Consider the following 17732-nt stretch of genomic DNA (forward strand, 5'->3'; position numbering starts at 1 on the left):
TGACCGCACCGCTGATGCTGATGCCCTCCGCCGCGTCCGCGCAGGACAAGGTGCTCAACCTGTATTCGGCGCGCCACTACCCGGGCGACGAGTTCATGTACGAAGCCTTCACCAAGGCCACGGGCATCAAAATCAATCGCGTGGACAGCGACGACGCGGGCATTGTCGCGCGTTTGCGCGCGGAAGGGCCCGCCTCCCCGGCCGACGTCGTGCTGCTGGTGGACGCGGCGCGCATGGCCGCCGCCGATGCGCAGGGGCTGTTTCGCCCGATCAAATCGGCCAAGCTGGACGCGGCCATCCCGCCCGAGCTGCGCGCTGCACGCACGCCCGAGGGCGTGACGTGGACGGGCTTTTCCACCCGCGCGCGCGTCATCGTGTACGACCCGCTGCGTGTCAAGGCCGAGGACGTGGCCACCTACGAGCAGCTCGCGGACCCCAAACTCAAGGGTCTGCTGTGCACGCGCAGCGGCTCGCACCCCTACAACCTGTCGCTGTTTGCCACCGTGATCGAACGGCTGGGTGACGAAAAGGGGCAGGCCTGGCTCAACGGCCTGGTGGCCAACATGGCGCGCGCGCCCAAGGGTGGCGACACCGACCAGATCCGCGCCGTGGCCAGCGGCGAGTGCGGGGTAGCGCTGTCCAACACCTACTACATCGCCCGCCTGGTCAAGTCCGACAAGCCGGAAGACCGCAAGGTGATGGAGCGGGTGCGGGTGGTGTTCCCCAACCAAGCCACGACGGGCACCCACGTCAACATCGCGGGGGCGGCCGTGGCTCGCCACGCCAAGAATGTGGATGCCGCGATCGCGTTCATGGAGTTCCTCGCCAGCCCGCTGGCACAGGAGTATTTCGCCAATGGCAACAACGAGTTCCCTGCGGCGCGCGGCGTGCGGCTGGACAACCCTGCGCTGCGGGCCATCGGGGGTGAGCGCTTCAAGGCCGAGAACATCCCGCTGACCGTCGTCGCCAAGAACCTGACCAAAGTGCAGCAAATGCTGGACCGGGCCGGCTACAAGTGACCCCGGTGCCGCCCCGCCATGGCGGCGCCATCCCCTCTCCTGGCCGTGTGCACCCGTTGGTGCTTGCCGCCCGCCCCACCGGCGGGCGCTTTTTTTGGCCTATGATTGACGTTTACGTCAACGTCAATTTAGCAGGAGAACGGCCATGGAAATCGCGGGCAAAGTGTATGTGGTCACGGGCGGCGCCTCGGGCCTGGGCGAAGGCACGGCACGCATGCTGGCCGCGAACGGCGGCCGCGTGGTCATCGCCGACATGCAGGCCGAACGCGGCGAGGCCGTGGCCCAGGACATCGGCGGGGTCTACGTCCGATGCGACGTGAGCCAGGAAGCCGACGCCCAAGCCACGATCGACCGCGCGGTGGCGCTGGGCAAGCTGGCCGGGCTGATCAACTGCGCCGGCATCGCCCCGGCCGAAAAAACCGTGGGCAAGAACGGGCCGCACAGCTTGGCGCTGTTCAACAAGGTCATCCAGGTCAACCTGGTCGGCACGTTCAACATGATCCGCCTGGCCGCACAAGCGATGAGCGCCAACGCCCCCGAGCCGACCGGCGAGCGCGGCGTGATCGTCTCCACGGCGTCGGTGGCGGCTTTCGAGGGCCAGATCGGCCAGGCGGCCTACAGCGCCTCCAAGGGCGGTGTGGTCGGCATGACGCTGCCGATCGCGCGCGACTTGGCCAAGCTCGGCATCCGCAACATGACCATCGCCCCGGGCATCTTCGGCACCCCCATGCTGTTTGGCATGCCGCAGGAGGTGCAAGATGCGCTGGCCGCGATGGTGCCCTTCCCGTCGCGCCTGGGTCGGCCAGAAGATTACGCCAAGCTCGTCAAACACATCATCGAAAACGACATGCTCAACGGCGAGGTGATCCGCCTGGATGGCGCGATCCGCATGCAGCCGCGCTGACCCCCGCGCGGGGGCCAAGTGCGGAGCGGCTGATCGGCGTCAAGTCGCCCAGCCGGCCCGAGCGGCGGTCCCGCGCTATACTTCGGCGCCATGGGCGATCCCGCCTCCACCCCCCAGGAAATCGCGCGCGAAGCCGTCAAACTGCTGACAGCGCGGCGCCTGCCACCCACCCCCGACAACTTCCAGGCGGCCTACCACGAGGTGGCCGGCACCCGGCCGCTGCAACCCTTTCCGCTGGCGCAGTTGCGCCAGATCGCGCAAGCCCTGCCCGAGCGCACCCCAGCCCAGGTGCGCTTCAAAGCCCTGTTCAACAAGGCGGTGGCGCGCCACAGTTGGGACGACCTGGAAAAGCTGCTGGCGCAAACCCCCTTGGCCAGTGCGCCACCGGTCGCGCCCGCGGAGGCCCACGCTTCCAGCGCACCCCCTGCCGCTGCCAGCGCTGCCAGCGCCGAGGGCGCCTTGCCTTCAGCCGACCTGGCCGAACAGACCGCGCGACTGATTGACGTGGGCCTGCCTTTGGTGGCCGCCGACGACGAACGCCTGCGCACGATGGGCGAAGAGCTGGTGCGCTACCTGCGCTTGGAGCAGCAACACGCCCCGACGCTGCGCCGCATGCTGGCCGACTACGCCTACCGGCTGTCGTTTGGCGTGGAGGAGCAGTTGGGCGTGCGGCAGGCGCTGCTGGGCCTGCTGCGGCAGGTGTTCGAGCACATCGACGCCATCAGCCCCGACAACCCGTGGCTGCGCCAGCAGATGCAGGCGCTGGTGCAGGCCGCCGAGCCACCGCTGTCGCAACGCCGGCTGGAGGACCTGCAAACCCGGCTGAAGGACGTCATCGTCAAGCAGGCCGAGGCGCGCGAGCAAACCGTGCGCGCGCAGGCCCTGATGCGCGAAACGCTGGCCACCTTTTTGGAGCGGCTGGCGCAGACCGCCACCAGCACCGGCCAGTATCAGGCCAAGTTCGAAGCCTGCGCGCAGGCGCTGGAGCGCGCCGACAGCCTGGCCGACATGGCCCCGGTGGTGCAGGAAGCGATCCAGACCGCGCGCGCCTTCGCGGTGGACACCCAGCGCGTGGCCGAGGAGCTGACCGACCTGCGCGACCGCGCCGACCGCGCCGAGGCCGAGGTGCAGCGCCTGCGCGCCGAGCTGGATCAGATGGCCGAGTTGGTCACGCACGACCTGCTGACCGGCGTGCTCAACCGCAAGGGGCTGCAAAGCGCCATCGACCGCGAGACACGCCGCGCCGAGCGCACCGGCACGCGCGTGTGCATTGCGCTGCTGGACGTGGACGACTTCAAGCGCCTCAACGACACGCTGGGCCACCTGGCGGGTGATGCGGCGCTGAAGCACCTGGCCGACGTCGCGCGGCGCAGCCTGCGCCCGCAGGACACCATCGGCCGCTACGGTGGCGAGGAGTTCATCATCGTGCTGCCCGACACCACCCCCGAGGAGGCCTGCGGGGTGGTGCAGCGGCTGCAGCGCGACCTGAGCGCCCACCTGTTCCTGCAGGGCGAGCAGCAGGTGCTGATCACCTTCAGCGCCGGCGTCACCGAACTGCGGCGCGACGAGCCGGTGGAGGCCGCCATCGCGCGCGCCGATGCGGCCATGTACAAGGCCAAGCGTGCCGGCAAGAACCGCGTGATGCAGGGATGAACAGGATGCGCCGACGCGACTGGCTGCGCCGCGGCACCGCGCTGGCTGCCGCGGCGGCGGCGGCCCCGTGGCTGGCCGGTTGCGGCGCCGAGCCGCCGCTGACGGTGGCCTTCCACCCCTGGCCGGGCTACGCGCCACTCCAACTGGCGGACAGCCTGGGCTGGTGGGACGACGGCCTGCTGCGCAGCCTGCCGACCGGCTCGGCCAGCGCCTCGCGCGCGGCGTTGCGCGAGGGCCGCGCGCAGGCCGCCGCGCTGACGCTGGACGAGGTGCTGCAGGCGGTCGTGGTCGACCGCCTGCCGCTGCGCGTGGTGGCGCTCTTCGACCGGTCGCACGGCGCCGACGTGGTGCTGGCGCGCCCGACGCACGTTGAGCGCACGCGCTGGCGCGGCGCGCGGCTCGGCCACGAGCCAGGCGCCGTCGGCGAGCTGATGGCGGCCTCGTGGCTGGAGTACGCGGGGCTGCAGCCCACGGACGTGCGGGTCGTGCACGTCGGCTTCGAGGAACACGAGCGGGCCTGGCGCGAGGGCGCGGTCGACCTGCTGATCACGTTCGAGCCGGTGGCCTCGCGCGTGCAGGCGCAAGGGGCGGTGCGGCTGTTCGACAGCGGCCAGCTGCCCGAGGAGCGTCCGATCGTCGACGTGCTGGCCGTGCACCGCGAGGCCGCGGACCGGCAGCGCGCGCTGACCACCCTGCTGCGGCACCTGTTCGAGGCGCAGCGCCATCTGATGACGCTGCGCGACGACAGCATCTACCGCCTGGCGCCGTGGCTGGACCTGCCGCGGCATCAGGTGATGCCGGCCTTCAGCGGCCTGCACCTGACGGTCTGGTCGGACAACCGTGACTGGCTGGTCGGCCACCCCGCCCGGCTGCAGCGCGCCGCCGAGGGGCTGGCGCATTTCATGCGACAACGCGGCCTGCTGCCCGAGGGCCGCCTGCCGGCGGACTTGGCCGCGCCCGACTGGCTGCCTGTGGAGGAGCCGGCATGAGGCACGGTCACGCCGCGCGCGCCGCCGCGGCGGCCCGCCTGGCGCGCGCGCTGGCGCTGCTGCTGGGACTGCTGGGCGTCTGGCTCGCCCCCGCGCACGCCGACCACGCCGAGCTGCGGATGGGCATCCTGGCACCGCGCCCGCTGGAGGCGGAGGAGCGCGACTGGACCCCGCTGCTGCAGGCGCTGCAGCGGCAGATGCCGCACACGCCGCTGCGCGCCCGCCTGCTGGACTACGCCGCGCTGGACGCGGCGGTGCGTGCGCGCGAGCTCGACGTCATCGTCACCAACCCCGCCCACTACGTCGCGTTGCGCCACACGCACGGTCTCAGCACCGCGCTGGCCACGCTGATGCGGCGGCGCCAAGGGGTGGAGACCTCCGCCTTCGGTGGCACGGTGCTGGTGCGCGCGGAAAGCCCGCTGCGGCGCTGGCAGGACCTGCGCGGACGGCGCGTCGGCGTGCCGCACGAGGAATCGCTCGGCGGCTGGTACCTGCAGCGCATGGAGCTGCGCCGCCGCGGCGTGCGCGAGGACGAGGTCACCTGGGAGCGCATCGGTCTGCCGCACGAAAACGTCGTGCTGGCGCTGCTGGAAGGGCGGGTGGAGGCCGCCTTCGTGCGCGACGGCGTGCTGGAGGCGATGGTGGCCGCCGGCCGCGTGCCGCCCGACCGGCTGCGCGTGCTGCAGCGGCAGGACCTGCCCGGCTATCCGGTCGCGGTGAGCACGCCGCTCATGCCGGAATGGCCGGTGGCGGTGGTGAACAACGTCGACGACGACACCCGCCGGGCATTGACGCTGGCGCTGCTGCACGCCCACGAGGATGCGGCGCTGCGCACGGGGCCGCTGGCCGGCTTCGCGCCGCCGCATGGCTACACGGCGGTGGAGCGCATCCTGCGCGAGCTGCGCGTGCGACCGTTCGGCGTGCCGCAGCTGACGTGGCGCGAGACGGTGCAACTCAACGCCGGGCCGCTGGCGCTGGCCGGCGGCGGCGTGCTGGCGCTGCTGCTGTTCCTGCTGGCGCTGCTGCAGCAGAAGCGGCGCCTGCGCCAAGCGTTGCGCGACAAGTCGGCTCTGTTGGATGAGCTGGCCATCACGGCCAAGACCTTCGACAGCAACCAGGGCGTGCTCATCACCGACGCGCTCGGCCGCATCGTGCGCGTCAACCGCGCCTTCCAGACCATCACCGGTTACGGTGCCAACGAGGCGCTGGGGCGCACGCCGGGCGAGCTGCTGCACTCCGGTCGACACGACGCGGCGTTCTACCGTACTATGTGGCAGGCGCTGGCCGAGCACGGCCACTGGGAGGGCGAGATCTGGAACCGGCGCAAGGATGGCGCCGTCTACCCGGAGTGGCTGACCATCAGCGCCGTCACCGACGCGGTGGGCAAGGTGCGCCATTACGTGGCCATCTTCCACGACATCAGCTGGCGCAAGCAGGCCGAGGCGCAGATCGAAAACCTGGCCTTCTTCGACCCGCTGACGGGACTCGCCAACCGGCGTCTGCTGCTCGATCGGTTGCAGCAGGCCATCCGCCAGGCGCGACGCAACACGCGCTGGGGCGCGGTGCTGTTCCTGGACCTGGATCACTTCAAAGACATCAACGACACCCTGGGTCACGACGCCGGCGACGCGGTGCTGCGCACGATCGGCGAGCGCATCCGCGCCACGTTGCGCGAGCAGGACACCCCGGGCCGGCTGGGGGGCGACGAGTTCCTCGTGCTGCTGCCGGCCACCTTCGAGCGCCGCGACGCCGCCGCGCTGGCCGCCCAGGCGGTGGCCGACAAGCTCGGCGCGGCGCTGCGCCAGCCGATCGCGCACAAGGATCAGACCCTCACGCTGACGCTGAGCATCGGCATCGCGCTCTATGGCGACGGCAGCTCAGGATCCGTGGCCGACGACGATGCGACCCAGCTGCTGAAGGCCGCCGACCTGGCCATGTACAGCGTCAAGCAGGCCGGCCGCAACGGCGTGGCCTTCTTCGACCCCGAGATGGAGGTCGCGATCCGCCAGCGCCACCAGCTGCAGCATGACCTGGCGCACGCCATCGAGGCCAGCGAACTGCGCCTGTATCTGCAGCCGCAGGTGGATGCCAGCGGCCACATCGTCGGTGCCGAGGCGCTGGTGCGCTGGCAGCGCGCCGACGGCACGCTGGTGCCACCGGGCGAGTTCATCCCGCTGGCGGAAGAAACCGGCCTGATCCTGCCGCTGGGCGACTGGGTGCTGCAGCAGGCTGCCGCGCTGCTGCGGCACTGGCAGGGCGACCCAGTGCTCGCTCGCCTGCGTTTGGCGGTGAATGTCAGCGCCAAGCAGTTCCGCGATCCGGCGTTTGGCCAGCGGGTGCAGCAGGCGCTGGCGCAGCACGGTATCTCCGCGCGACTGCTGGAGCTGGAGATCACCGAATCGGTGTTCCTGGACGATCTGGATCACGCGCGCGCCACGTTGCAGGCGCTCGACGCGCAGGGGGTGTCGCTGGCGCTGGATGACTTCGGCACCGGCTACTCGTCGCTGGCCTATTTGGCCGAGCTGCCGTTCGACATCATCAAGATCGACCAGCGCTTCGTCGCCCGCCTGGGCCAGCACACCCGGCAGGACGAAGCCATCATCACCACCATCATCGCGCTGGGGCGCAAGCTGCGCATGCAGGTGCTGGCCGAGGGCGTGGAGACCGAGCAGCAGGAGGCCTACCTGCTCAGCCACGGCTGCCATCTGCTGCAGGGCTACCGCTACGGCCGGCCGATGCCGGTGGCGCAGTTCGAGACGCAGGCCCGGGCGCAGCCGCGCGAGCCGGCCGCCTGACACACCGCCCACCGACCCGGATGCCACCGGCTCGCACCGTGCGGTGATCGGGCGCCCGATGCCCGACAATGCGCGCGTGAGCATCCCTTCCGCCTTTTTGCAGGACCTGCTGGCGCGCGCCGACCTCGTCGAGGTGGTCGGCCGCCACGTGGCGCTGCGCAAAAGCGGGGCCAACTATCTGGGCCTGTGCCCCTTCCACGGCGAAAAATCGCCCTCCTTCACCGTCAGCCCGGCCAAGCAGTTCTATCACTGCTTTGGCTGCGGCGCGCACGGCAACGCGATCGACTTTCTGATGGCGCACACCGGCGCGGGCTTTCGCGAGGCGGTGCACGACCTGGCCGCCCAAGTGGGCCTGGCGGTGCCGGAGGACGAGCGCTCGCCCGAGCAGCGCGCGCGCGAGGCAGCGCAGCGCCGCGCGCAGCAAACGCTGACCGAGCTGATGGCGCAGGCCGCGCGCGCCTACCGCGCGCAACTCAAGGCCAGCCCGCGCGCGATCGACTATCTGAAGGGCCGCGGCCTGACCGGTGCAATCGCCAAGGCCTACGGCTTGGGCTACGCGCCGGCGCAGCGGCGCTTCCTGTCCACGGTGTTCGGCGACTATCAGGATGCGCGGCTGGTGGAGTGCGGGCTGGTCGTCGAGGGCGATGGGGACGAGGCGCGCCGCCACGACCGCTTCCGCGACCGCATCATGTTCCCGATCCGCAACGTCAAGGGCGAGGTGATCGGCTTCGGCGGCCGCGTGCTCGACGGCGGCGAGCCCAAATACCTCAATTCGCCGGAGACGCCGCTGTTCCACAAGGGCGAGGAGCTGTACGGCCTGTACGAGGCGCGCAGCGCCATCCGCCAGGCCGGCTGCGCGCTGGTGGTGGAGGGCTACATGGACGTGGTGGCGCTGGCGCAGCTGGGCTTCGGTCATGCGGTGGCCACGCTCGGCACCGCCTGCACGCCGGAGCATGTGCGCAAGCTGCTGCGCTTCACCGACGACGTGGTGTTCGCCTTCGACGGGGACGCGGCCGGGCGGCGCGCCGCGCAGCGGGCGCTCGCCGCCGCGCTGCCGTGGGCCGGCGACACGCGGCGTTTTCGCTTTCTGTTCCTGCCGCCGGAGCACGACCCGGACAGCTACATCCGCACCCACGGCGCCGAAGCGTTCGCGGCCGCGCTGGCGCAGGCCACGCCGCTGAGCCGCTTCGTGCTGGAGGTGGCCGCCGACGGCTGCGACCTCGCCACCGCCGAGGGCCGCGCGCGCGCCACCGCGCAGGCGCGCCCGCTGTGGCAGGCGCTGCCGGAGGGGGCGCTGAAGCGCCAGTTGCTGCACGAGCTGGCCGATCTGGCCGCGCTGGAGGTGCGCGATCTGCAACAGCTCTGGCAGGAGGCCGCCCCTTCGGCGCGCGGACCGGCGCGCGGACCGGCGCGCGCCAGCCGCCCTGCCGCTGCGGCACCGGCGCGGGCAGCGCGCCCCGCGGTGCCCGCCCCTGCCCCGACACGGGATGCCCCCTCCCCTGCGGCTGCGCCGCGCCCGCGTGGGCCGGCCCGCCCCGATGCGGCCACGCTGCAGGCGCGTCGCGCCGCGCGCGGGCTGCTGGGCCGCGGCGACCGCATCGCGCGCATCGTGCTGACCACGCCCGAGGCCTGGGACTGGCTGACCGCCGACGACCACGCGCTGCTTGCGCAGGAGCCGCCGCCGCACGGCCCGCTGTTCGCCTGGCTGGAGGCGCAGTGGCTGGAACACGGCCCGCAGCCGTGGGCGGCGCTGCGCGAGGGGCTGCGCGGCCAGCCGTTCGAGGCGCTGGCCGTGGCGCTGCACGACAGCGGTATCGGACTCGAGCGGATGGGCTACGACACGACGGACGGCGGCCCACCCGACGCCACCGAGATGCGGCGCGAGCTGCGCGAGCTGTTGCGGCGCATGCGCATCGAGGCGCTCAAGCAGCTCGAGACGGCGCTGCTCGCTCGTGCGGGATCCGACCCCGATGCACAGGCCCGCTACCGCGAGGTGGTGGCGGAACGCAACCTGTTGCAACAAGCGGACGATCCGATATAATATAAAGTTTCGCAAGTGCGACAGCAGCACCTCCGGACAGGGCCATATGTCGGACTGGCGGCGCGGGGCCATTGCGCCGGCCGTCAGTGACGCACACGGGACGACACCCCGTTGGCCAGGGCGCACCAGACGCCCGCCCCGCAAGGACTGCACACCAAATGTTCGCCCACCCCGCTTGCGAAGCCGGCCGGCCATCCCCATGTGGGCGTGGCCGTGCGTCGATGTCGTTGTCTGCGTGCCTGGGCGTGCGTGTCGCTACCCGGGGTATCCCACGCGCGACGGCCTCGTCCCCGCCGGTCGTGTTCCGCTCGTCCGTCCCCGTCAGGCCCGGCCCCGAGCCGGGCAGAAAGCGTTTGCCGTGAGCACCCGTTCCAAAAAAACCGCTGCCAGCCCCGCCGAAACCCCCGAAGCCGTGCCCGCGCCCGCCACCCCGGCACGCAAGCGCACGAGCAAAGCGGCCACTGCCGCGTCGGCCGACACGGCCGTGACCCCGGAAGCGACCACGGACGTCGCCACCGAAACAGCGGTCACCACATCCGCCGCCGAGAAGCCCGCGCGCAAGACCGCCGCCAAGACCGCCAAGACCGGCGCGGCGCCCAAAGGGGGCGCCAAGCGCGGCCGCAAGCCGGCCAAGAAGGCCGACGACGATGTGTTCGATGACGCCGAGCTGGGCGACCTCGACGACGATCTGGTCGATGAGGAAGTCGAGGCCGTTGCCGACGAAACCGCAGAGGCCGAACCGGCCGAGAAGGCCAAGCCGCTGCGCATGAAGCTGTCCAAGGCCAAGGAGCGGGCCCTGATGAAGGAGTTCGGCCTGGACGACACGGTGCTGACCGAGGAAGAAGCCAAGCTGCGCCGCGAAAAGCTCAAACAGCTCATCAAGCTGGGCAAGACCCGCGGCTACCTGACCCATGGCGAAATCAACGACCACCTGCCGGACAAGCTGGTCGAGCAGGAGACGCTGGAAGTGGTTGTCTCGCTGCTCAACGACATGGGGGTGGCGGTCTATGACCAGACGCCGGACGCCGAAACGCTGCTGCTGACCGGCGCGCCCACCGCCGTGACCACCGAGGAGGAGGCCGAAGAGGAAGCCGAGGCCGCTTTGTCCACGGTGGACAGCGAGTTCGGCCGCACCACCGACCCGGTGCGCATGTACATGCGCGAAATGGGCACCGTGGAGCTGCTCACGCGCGAGGGCGAGATCGAAATCGCCAAGCGCATCGAAAGCGGGCTGCACGAAATGATGGCCGCGATTTCCGAGTCGCCGGCGATCATCCACGACATCCTCTCGATGGCAGAGGAAATCCGCGAAGGCAAGACGATCATCTCGGCCATCGTGGACGGTTTTGCCGATGCCGACGAGGCCGACGACTACGTCGCGGAAGAGGACTTCGACGACTACGAGGACGACGACGACGGCAAGGGCGGCTCCAAAGCGCTGACGCGCAAGATGGAGGAGCTCAAGCGCGAGGCGCTGGAGCGCTTCGACACCATCCGCGCGCTGTTCGACGAGCTGCGCCAGGTCTACGAGCAAGACGGCTGGGGCTCGCCGCGTTATCAGGCCGTGCAGGCGCGCATCACCGAGACGCTGATGACCATCCGCTTCACGGCCAAGGCCATCGAGACGCTGTGCGACAAGGTGCGCCAGCAGGTGGACATGGTGCGCAAGGTCGAGCGCGAGTTGCGCCGCATCATCGTCGACAAGTGCGGCATGCCGCAGGAGAAGTTCATCGCCGACTTCCCGCCCAACCTGCTCAACCTGCAATGGGTGGAACGGCAGGCCGCCGCCGGCAAACCCTGGAGCGCCGTGCTCGGGCGCAACATCCCCGCCATTCAGGAACTGCAGCAGCGCCTGATCGACCTGCAGACCCAGGTGGTGATTCCGCTGGATCAGCTCAAGGCGATCCACAAACGCATGAACGAAGGCGAGGCCACCTCGCGCGACGCCAAGCGCGAGATGATCGAGGCCAACCTGCGCCTGGTGATCTCGATCGCCAAGAAGTACACCAACCGCGGACTGCAGTTCCTGGACCTGATCCAGGAGGGCAACATCGGCCTGATGAAGGCGGTGGACAAGTTCGAATACCGCCGCGGCTACAAGTTCTCCACCTATGCCACCTGGTGGATCCGCCAGGCGATCACGCGCTCGATCGCCGATCAGGCGCGCACCATCCGCATCCCGGTGCACATGATCGAGACCATCAACAAGATGAACCGCATCAGCCGCCAGCACCTGCAGGAGTTCGGCGTCGAGCCGGACGCCTCGATCCTGGCGGAGAAGATGGATATGCCGGAGGACAAGATCCGCAAGATCATGAAGATCGCCAAGGAGCCGATCTCGATGGAGACGCCCATCGGGGACGACGACGACAGCCACCTGGGCGACTTCATCGAGGACACCACCAACGTGGCACCGATGGATGCAGCGATGCAGGCTGGCCTGCGCGACGTGGTCAAGGAGATCCTGGACACGCTGACGCCGCGCGAGGCCAAGGTGCTGCGCATGCGCTACGGCATCGAGATGTCCACCGACCACACGCTGGAGGAAGTCGGCAAGCAGTTCGACGTCACGCGCGAGCGCATCCGCCAGATCGAGGCCAAGGCAATCCGCAAGCTCAAGCACCCGAGCCGGTCCGAGAAGCTGCGCAGCTTCCTGGACAACCTGTGACATCGATCAAAGCAGCCTTGCGAAAATCTCCGACGCTGCTAGCATGTAGCAATGTGCAAGGGGGAATCGTTCTCAACGGTTCCCCTTTTTTGCGTTCCCAGGAGCACTTCCGCGACCGACACCACCCCGCGCGACCCGTTGCTGCCCATCTACCGCCGGGGTGACTTGGCCATGACCGTCGCGCTGGCGCTGTACGCCATCGCGTCGGTGCCGGTTCTGCTGCTGATGCAGCGGCCCGGCCTGGGCCTGGGGGCGGAGCTGGCGTGGCTGGCCGCCCTGTCGCTGCCGGGGGTGATTGGCTTTGCGGCGCTGCGCGGCACGCTGGCTGGCCGGCTGTTGCTGGCCACGTCCCTGTCCACGCTGGTGATGCTGCACATCCAGGTCTCGGCCGGGATGATCGAGTTTCACTTCGGCGTGTTCGTGACGCTGGCGCTGCTGATGACCTACTTGGACTGGCGCCCGGTGGTGTGGTCGGCGGCGCTGTTCGCGGTGCACCACGTGGCGTTCGACCGCCTGCAGGCGGCCGGCTGGGGGCTGTACTGTCTGAGCGAGCCGAACTTTCCGGTCATCCTCTTGCATGCGGCGTACGTGGTCGTACAAACCGGCTTCGAGGTGGTGTTGATCCTTTGGCTGGCGCGCCAGGTGCGCGACAACGCCGAAGTCGCGGCGCTGGCCGACAGCCTGTCCCGCGGCAGCCATGTGGTGCTGGACGTGGCGCACCTGCGCGCCACGACGCCGCTGGCCCAGCGGCTCAAGGACGTCATCGGCCGCATCGCCCATGCCGTCACCGGCATCCGCGGCGCCGTGCAGCAGATCCAGAATGCCGCGGGCGAGATCGCGGGTGGCACGCAGGACCTGAGCCGCAGAACCGAAGCGGCCGCTGCCAGCCTGCAGCAGACCGCCGCCAGCCTGCAGCATCTGACCGATACCGTTCAACACAGCGCCAGCGCGGCACGCAGCGCCAACGATCTGGCCGCGCAGGCGGCCGACACCACGCGCCGCGGCGGCGAGACGGTGGCGCAGGTGGTCAGCACGATGGCCGATATTCAGACCAGCAGCCAAAAGATTGCCGACATCATCGGCGTCATCGACGGCATTGCGTTCCAGACCAACATCCTGGCGCTCAACGCCGCGGTGGAGGCGGCCCGCGCCGGCGAGGCTGGCCGGGGCTTTGCGGTGGTGGCGGGCGAGGTGCGCGCCCTGGCGCAACGCAGCGCGCAGGCCGCGCGCGAGATCAAGGCGCTGATCGAGACCAGCGTTGCCAAGGTGCAGGCTGGCAGCGCGCAGGTGCAGCAGGCCGGTCAAACCATGGATGACATCGTGCAGGCGATCCAACGCGTGGCCGATACGATTGGCGAGATCACCCAGACCGCGCACGATCAAAGCGAAGGCATCGGCCAGGTCAACGCCGCCATGGGCCAGCTCGACCAGAGCACGCAGCAGAACGCGGCGCTGGTGGAACAGTCGGCCGCGGCGGCCGAGGCGCTGCGCGAACAGGCGCAGCGGCTGCTGCAGGCGGTGGCGGTGTTTCAGATGGAGGCGACCGAGGCCAGCGCCACGGCCGCCTTGCCCGCGACTCCATCGAGGCCCCGGCTGACCGCGCGCTGAAGGGCCATGCTGCGAGGGCGGAGCGATCCGCCCCCTACCGCACAGCCGCCGGACCGGCCGGGGGGCGGCCTCAGCGCGGCGCCGGGCCGTTGTCCGCCCACAGCTGCTGCTCCAGCTGGTGCAGCACCTGGTAGCACGGCAGTACCTGCGCGACGCTGGCGTTGGGCTCGCGCCCCTCGCGGATGGCGGCGAAGAATTCGCGGTCCTGCAGCTCGATGCCGTTCATCGAGACGTCCACGCCGCTGACATCCACCGGGGTCTCCGGCCCCTTGCTGTGGCTCTGCACCAGGTCGTCGTAACGGGCGATGTAGGTGCCCGTGTCGCCGATGTAGCGGAAGAAGGTACCCAGCGGCCCGTCGTGGTTGAACGACAGGCTCAGCGTGCAGATGGCGCCATTGGCGGCCTTGAGCTGGATGCTCATGTCCATCGCGATCTTGAGCTGCGGGTGGTACGGCCCCTGGATGGCGTGCGCCTGCACGATGGGGCTGCGCGTCTGGTAGGCGAACAGGTCCACCGTGTGCGCGGCGTGGTGCCACAGCAGGTGATCGGTCCAGCTGCGCGGCTGGCCCAGCGCGTTCATGTTGGTGCGGCGGAAAAAATAGGTCTGCACGTCCATTTGCTGGACGGTGTAGTCGCCCGCCACGACGCGCCGGTGAATCCACTGGTGGCTGGGGTTGAAGCGGCGCGTGTGCCCCACCATCGCCACGAGGCCTGTCTGGCGCTGCAGCGCCAGCACGTCCTCGCCCTCGCGCAGCACGTCGCACAGGGGGATCTCGACCTGCACGTGCTTGCCGGCCTCGAGGCACGCCTTGGCCTGCGCGGCGTGCAGCGGCGTGGGCGTGCACAGGATCACGGCGTCCACCTCCTTCATCGCCAGCGCCTCGGCCAGCTCGGTGGTGGTGTGCGGCACGCCGTACTGGGCCGCCACCTCGGCGGTCTTGGCCGGCTCGCGGCCGATCAGCGAGACGACCTTGACGTCGGGGATGTTGCGGATCGCGTCCAGATGTTTCTGGCCGAAGGCGCCCGGCCCGGCCAGGGCGACGTGGATGGTCATGTGGCGTTCTCCAGGATCAGGTGGCCCACGGCGGTGTTGCTCGCGGGCACATGGTAGAAGCGGTGCGCGACGCGCGGCCTGGGGCCGCCGGCCACGTCGGCCATCGCTCCGCGCGCGATCAGCCACATGACCAGCTCGATGCCCTCGCTGCCGGCCTCGCGCACGTACTCGACGTGCGGCACCTCGGCCAGGCCGGCCGGATCGTCGATCAGGCGGTCGAGGAAGCGGTTGTCCCACTCGCGGTTGATGAGCCCGGCGCGCGGCCCCTGCAGCTGGTGGCTCATGCCGCCGGTGCCCCAGATCTGGACGTCGAGGTCCTCGTCGAAGCTTTCGACGGCACGGCGGATCGCCTGCCCGAGCGCAAAGCAGCGCCGCCCGGACGGCACCGGGTACTGCACGACGTTGACGGCAAACGGAATGACCTTGAACGGCCAGGCGGCCGGCTGGCCGCACATCAGCGACAGCGGCACCGTCAGGCCGTGGTCGACGGCCATCTTGTTGACGATGGTGAGGTCGAAGTCGTCCTGGATGACGCTTTGCGCGATGTGGCTGGCCAGTTCCGGATGGCCGATGACCTCGGGCACCGGCCGCGGGCCCCAGCCCTCGTCGGCGATCGGAAAGTGCGCCGCGGTGCCGATGGCAAACGTCGGGATCAGCTCCAGGCTGAACGCGGTGGCGTGGTCGTTGTAGACGAGGAAGACCACGTCGGGCATGTGCTCGCGCAGCCACTGCTTGGAAAACTCGTAGCCGGCAAACACCGGCTGCCAGTATGGCTCGTGGGTCTTGCCGTGGTCGATGGCCGCGCCGATGGCAGGCACGTGGCTGGTGTAGACGGAGGCGGTGATGCGCGCCATGGGGGTCGTCTCCGGGGGGGTGGGGTTCAGAGCAGGCGGCCGCTGCCGTGGCCCTGCGGCTGCCGGTGCGGCTGGGCGTCGCCATCCTCGCCGAGGCGGCGGTTGCCGTCGATGCGCCGCCCGCCGGCCAGCATCATCGCGCGGTACTCGTCCTCGGTCATGCCGGTCATCGAGCCGGCCATCTGCTGGAAGCTCTTGCCATGCGTGGCGCCGAGCTTGGCGAGGAAATAGATGTTGCCGCCGAGCTGGATGCAGCGGTTGAGGTCACCGTCCAGCACGGCCTGCTTCTGCTCCTCGGTCATCGGCCACTCGTCGAGGTAGGCGCGGCGGTCGGCCAGGTAGCGCGCGCGGTTGGCGTCTTCCATCAGGCTCATGCAGAACTGGTTGAGCCAGTAGCCCTTGCGGCTCTGGTCGGCGTCGAAGATGACGGTGCCGGGGATGTCGGCGTAGGGTTTGTGCAGGGCCATCGCGTCAGGCTCCTTTCGACTCGTCGGGCCAATACAGGCGCATCGGGTTGTCCACCAGCAGCCGGCGCAGGTGCGTCTCGTCCGGGACGATGTGCGCCAGCCAGTCCACCAGCAGCCCGTCGTCGGGCATGTGATCCTTCAGGTTGGGGTGCGGCCAGTCGGTGCCCCACAGCACGCGGTCGGGGAAGTCCTCCACCAGCCGGCGCGCGAACGGGATGACGTCGGCGTACGGCGGCCGCTCCGCAGCGCAGCGCCCCGGCAGCGCCGGCGGCCCCGAGACCGAGAGCCGCTCCGGGCAGCTCACCTTGGTCCAGACGTTGGGGTGCTCACGCAGCAGGCGCACGAACAGGCCGAACTGGGGCCCGTCCACGGGCTGGGTCACGTCCGGGCGGCCCATGTGGTCCACCACCACGGTGGTGGGCAGCGCGGTGAAGAAGTCCCACAGTTCGGGCAAGTCCGGCGCCTCGAAGTAGACGACGACGTGCCAGCCCAGCGGCGCGATGCGCCGGGCGATCTCCAGCAGCTCGTCCTTGGGCGTGAAGTCCACCAGCCGCTTGACGAAGTTGAAGCGCACGCCGCGGATGCCGGCTGCGTGCAGCCGCTCCAGCTCGGCGTCGGCGACGTCGCGCCGCACCGTGGCCACGCCGCGCGCGCGCCCGTCACTGGCCAGGCACGCGTCCACCAGCGCGCGGTTGTCGGCGCCGTGGCAGGTGGCCTGCACGATGACGTTGCGCGCAAAGCCCAGGTGGTCGCGCAGCGCAAACAGCTGCTCCTTGCTGGCGTCGCAGGGGGTGTACTTGCGCTCGGGCGCGTACGGAAAGCGTTCGCCGGGACCGAAGACGTGGCAGTGCGCATCCACGGCGCCGTCCGGCAGCCGCAGGCGCGGCCGGCTCGGGCCGTCGTACCAGTCGAGCCAGCCGGGGGTCTTGGCGAAGCCGCCGGTGGTGGGTCGGTCCACGCTGGCCTCCCGTTCAATCGACGTAGCGCAGGCCGGCCTTGGCCAGCGCCGGGCGCATGTCGTACATGTCCAGCCCCAGGACGCCGGCGGCGAGCTTGGCGCGCTTGTCGGCCTCGGCGGCCTCGCGCTTGCGTGCCGCCTCCAGCGTCGCGGCGGCCTTGTCGCGCGGCACCACCACCACCCCGTCGTCGTCGGCGACGATGACGTCGCCCGGGTGCACCAGCGCGCCGGCGCACACCACCGGGATGTTGACCGAGCCGAGCGTGGCCTTGATCGTGCCCTTGGCGCTGATGCATTTGCTCCAGACCGGAAAGCCCATCTCGGTGAGCGTGCGCACGTCGCGCACGCCGGCGTCGATCACCAGCGCCCGCGCGCCGCGCGCCTGAAAGCTCGTGGCCAGCAGGTCGCCGAAGTAGCCGTCGCAGCATTCGGCAGTGAGCGCCGCCACCACCACGTCGCCGGGCTGGATCTGTTCGGCCACGACGTGCATCATCCAGTTGTCGCCGGGGTGCAGCAGCACGGTGACCGCGGTGCCGCCGACCTGCGCGCCAGCGTAGATCGGGCGCATGTAGGGCTTCATGAGGCCGACGCGGCCCATGGCCTCGTGCACGGTGGCGCTGCCGAAGGCCGCCAGCGCGTCGGCGACCTCACGGTCGGCGCGCACGATGTGGCGGTAGACGACGCCGAGTTCGTAGTGCATGGTGGGGACTCCTGCGGGGTCG

The 17732-nt window shown here is 70.3% G+C and carries 12 protein-coding genes and 1 pseudogene; 8 read left to right on the forward strand and 5 right to left on the reverse strand.

The window, feature by feature from the left end; genetic code table 11:
• The first annotated feature begins 14 nt into the window (after positions 1–14).
• The 8 genes and pseudogenes from ACK4TH_RS01115 to ACK4TH_RS01150 form a co-directional block, all read left to right on the forward strand.
• On the forward strand, positions 15–1019 hold the full coding sequence (locus ACK4TH_RS01115; protein ID WP_409621657.1) for an extracellular solute-binding protein: 1005 nt from the start codon (positions 15–17) through the stop codon (positions 1017–1019).
• Between the two features lie 145 nt (positions 1020–1164).
• Complete coding sequence (locus tag ACK4TH_RS01120) at positions 1165–1923, forward strand: 3-hydroxyacyl-CoA dehydrogenase (RefSeq protein WP_409621431.1); 759 nt, start codon at positions 1165–1167, stop codon at positions 1921–1923.
• Between the two features lie 90 nt (positions 1924–2013).
• Complete coding sequence (locus ACK4TH_RS01125; RefSeq protein WP_409621434.1) at positions 2014–3576, forward strand: diguanylate cyclase; 1563 nt, start codon at positions 2014–2016, stop codon at positions 3574–3576.
• A gap of 5 nt (positions 3577–3581) precedes the next feature.
• Positions 3582–4565, forward strand: a complete 984-nt coding sequence (locus tag ACK4TH_RS01130) for an ABC transporter substrate-binding protein (RefSeq protein ID WP_409621437.1) — start codon at positions 3582–3584, stop codon at positions 4563–4565.
• On the forward strand, positions 4562–7360 hold the full coding sequence (locus ACK4TH_RS01135) for an EAL domain-containing protein (protein WP_409621440.1): 2799 nt from the start codon (positions 4562–4564) through the stop codon (positions 7358–7360). The genes ACK4TH_RS01130 and ACK4TH_RS01135 overlap by 4 nt, the downstream gene beginning before the upstream one ends.
• Before the next feature lie 76 nt (positions 7361–7436).
• Positions 7437–9401, forward strand: coding sequence for a DNA primase (dnaG, locus tag ACK4TH_RS01140; RefSeq protein WP_409621443.1), 1965 nt, complete (start codon positions 7437–7439; stop codon positions 9399–9401).
• A gap of 358 nt (positions 9402–9759) precedes the next feature.
• A complete protein-coding gene (rpoD, locus tag ACK4TH_RS01145; RefSeq protein ID WP_409621446.1) occupies positions 9760–12069 on the forward strand; it encodes an RNA polymerase sigma factor RpoD in 2310 nt (769 codons plus the stop codon).
• Between the two features lie 882 nt (positions 12070–12951).
• A pseudogene (locus ACK4TH_RS01150) lies at positions 12952–13677 on the forward strand (methyl-accepting chemotaxis protein); the annotation flags it as partial.
• 70 nt (positions 13678–13747) lie between these two features.
• On the opposite strand, the gene ACK4TH_RS01155 reads toward ACK4TH_RS01150, so the two are convergent.
• From ACK4TH_RS01155 to ligK, 5 genes are read right to left on the reverse strand one after another with little or no spacing between them, the layout of a single operon-like run.
• Positions 13748–14731 (reverse strand): Gfo/Idh/MocA family oxidoreductase, encoded by a 984-nt coding sequence (locus ACK4TH_RS01155; protein ID WP_409621449.1) that lies wholly within the window; start codon positions 14729–14731, stop codon positions 13748–13750.
• Complete coding sequence (locus ACK4TH_RS01160; RefSeq protein ID WP_409621452.1) at positions 14728–15585, reverse strand: class III extradiol dioxygenase subunit beta; 858 nt, start codon at positions 15583–15585, stop codon at positions 14728–14730. Before ACK4TH_RS01160 ends, ACK4TH_RS01155 begins: the two co-directional genes overlap by 4 nt.
• Before the next feature lie 26 nt (positions 15586–15611).
• Positions 15612–16052 (reverse strand): protocatechuate 4,5-dioxygenase subunit alpha, encoded by a 441-nt coding sequence (gene ligA / locus ACK4TH_RS01165; RefSeq protein WP_409621454.1) that lies wholly within the window; start codon positions 16050–16052, stop codon positions 15612–15614.
• A 4-nt stretch (positions 16053–16056) separates the two neighbouring features.
• A complete protein-coding gene (locus tag ACK4TH_RS01170; RefSeq protein WP_409621457.1) occupies positions 16057–17010 on the reverse strand; it encodes an amidohydrolase family protein in 954 nt (317 codons plus the stop codon).
• Positions 17011–17023: 13 nt separating this feature from the next.
• Complete coding sequence (gene ligK, locus ACK4TH_RS01175) at positions 17024–17710, reverse strand: 4-carboxy-4-hydroxy-2-oxoadipate aldolase/oxaloacetate decarboxylase (RefSeq protein WP_409621460.1); 687 nt, start codon at positions 17708–17710, stop codon at positions 17024–17026.
• Positions 17711–17732 lie beyond the last annotated feature (22 nt).

This window comes from Tepidimonas sp. (assembly GCF_046292505.1).
Classification (GTDB): domain Bacteria; phylum Pseudomonadota; class Gammaproteobacteria; order Burkholderiales; family Burkholderiaceae_C; genus Tepidimonas.

Excerpts from the sequence above, each read along its gene's own strand:
- ACK4TH_RS01135 (WP_409621440.1), top strand. The coding sequence starts at position 4,562 with ATGAGGCACGGTCACGCCGCGCGCGCCGCCGCGGCGGCCCGCCTGGCG.
- ACK4TH_RS01155 (WP_409621449.1), bottom strand. The coding sequence starts at position 14,731 with ATGACCATCCACGTCGCCCTGGCCGGGCCGGGCGCCTTCGGCCAGAAA.
- ACK4TH_RS01160 (WP_409621452.1), bottom strand. The coding sequence starts at position 15,585 with ATGGCGCGCATCACCGCCTCCGTCTACACCAGCCACGTGCCTGCCATC.
- ACK4TH_RS01130 (WP_409621437.1), top strand. The coding sequence starts at position 3,582 with ATGCGCCGACGCGACTGGCTGCGCCGCGGCACCGCGCTGGCTGCCGCG.
- ligK (WP_409621460.1), bottom strand. The coding sequence starts at position 17,710 with ATGCACTACGAACTCGGCGTCGTCTACCGCCACATCGTGCGCGCCGAC.
- ACK4TH_RS01115 (WP_409621657.1), top strand. The coding sequence starts at position 15 with ATGCTGATGCCCTCCGCCGCGTCCGCGCAGGACAAGGTGCTCAACCTG.
- ACK4TH_RS01120 (WP_409621431.1), top strand. The coding sequence starts at position 1,165 with ATGGAAATCGCGGGCAAAGTGTATGTGGTCACGGGCGGCGCCTCGGGC.
- ACK4TH_RS01125 (WP_409621434.1), top strand. The coding sequence starts at position 2,014 with ATGGGCGATCCCGCCTCCACCCCCCAGGAAATCGCGCGCGAAGCCGTC.
- ligA (WP_409621454.1), bottom strand. The coding sequence starts at position 16,052 with ATGGCCCTGCACAAACCCTACGCCGACATCCCCGGCACCGTCATCTTC.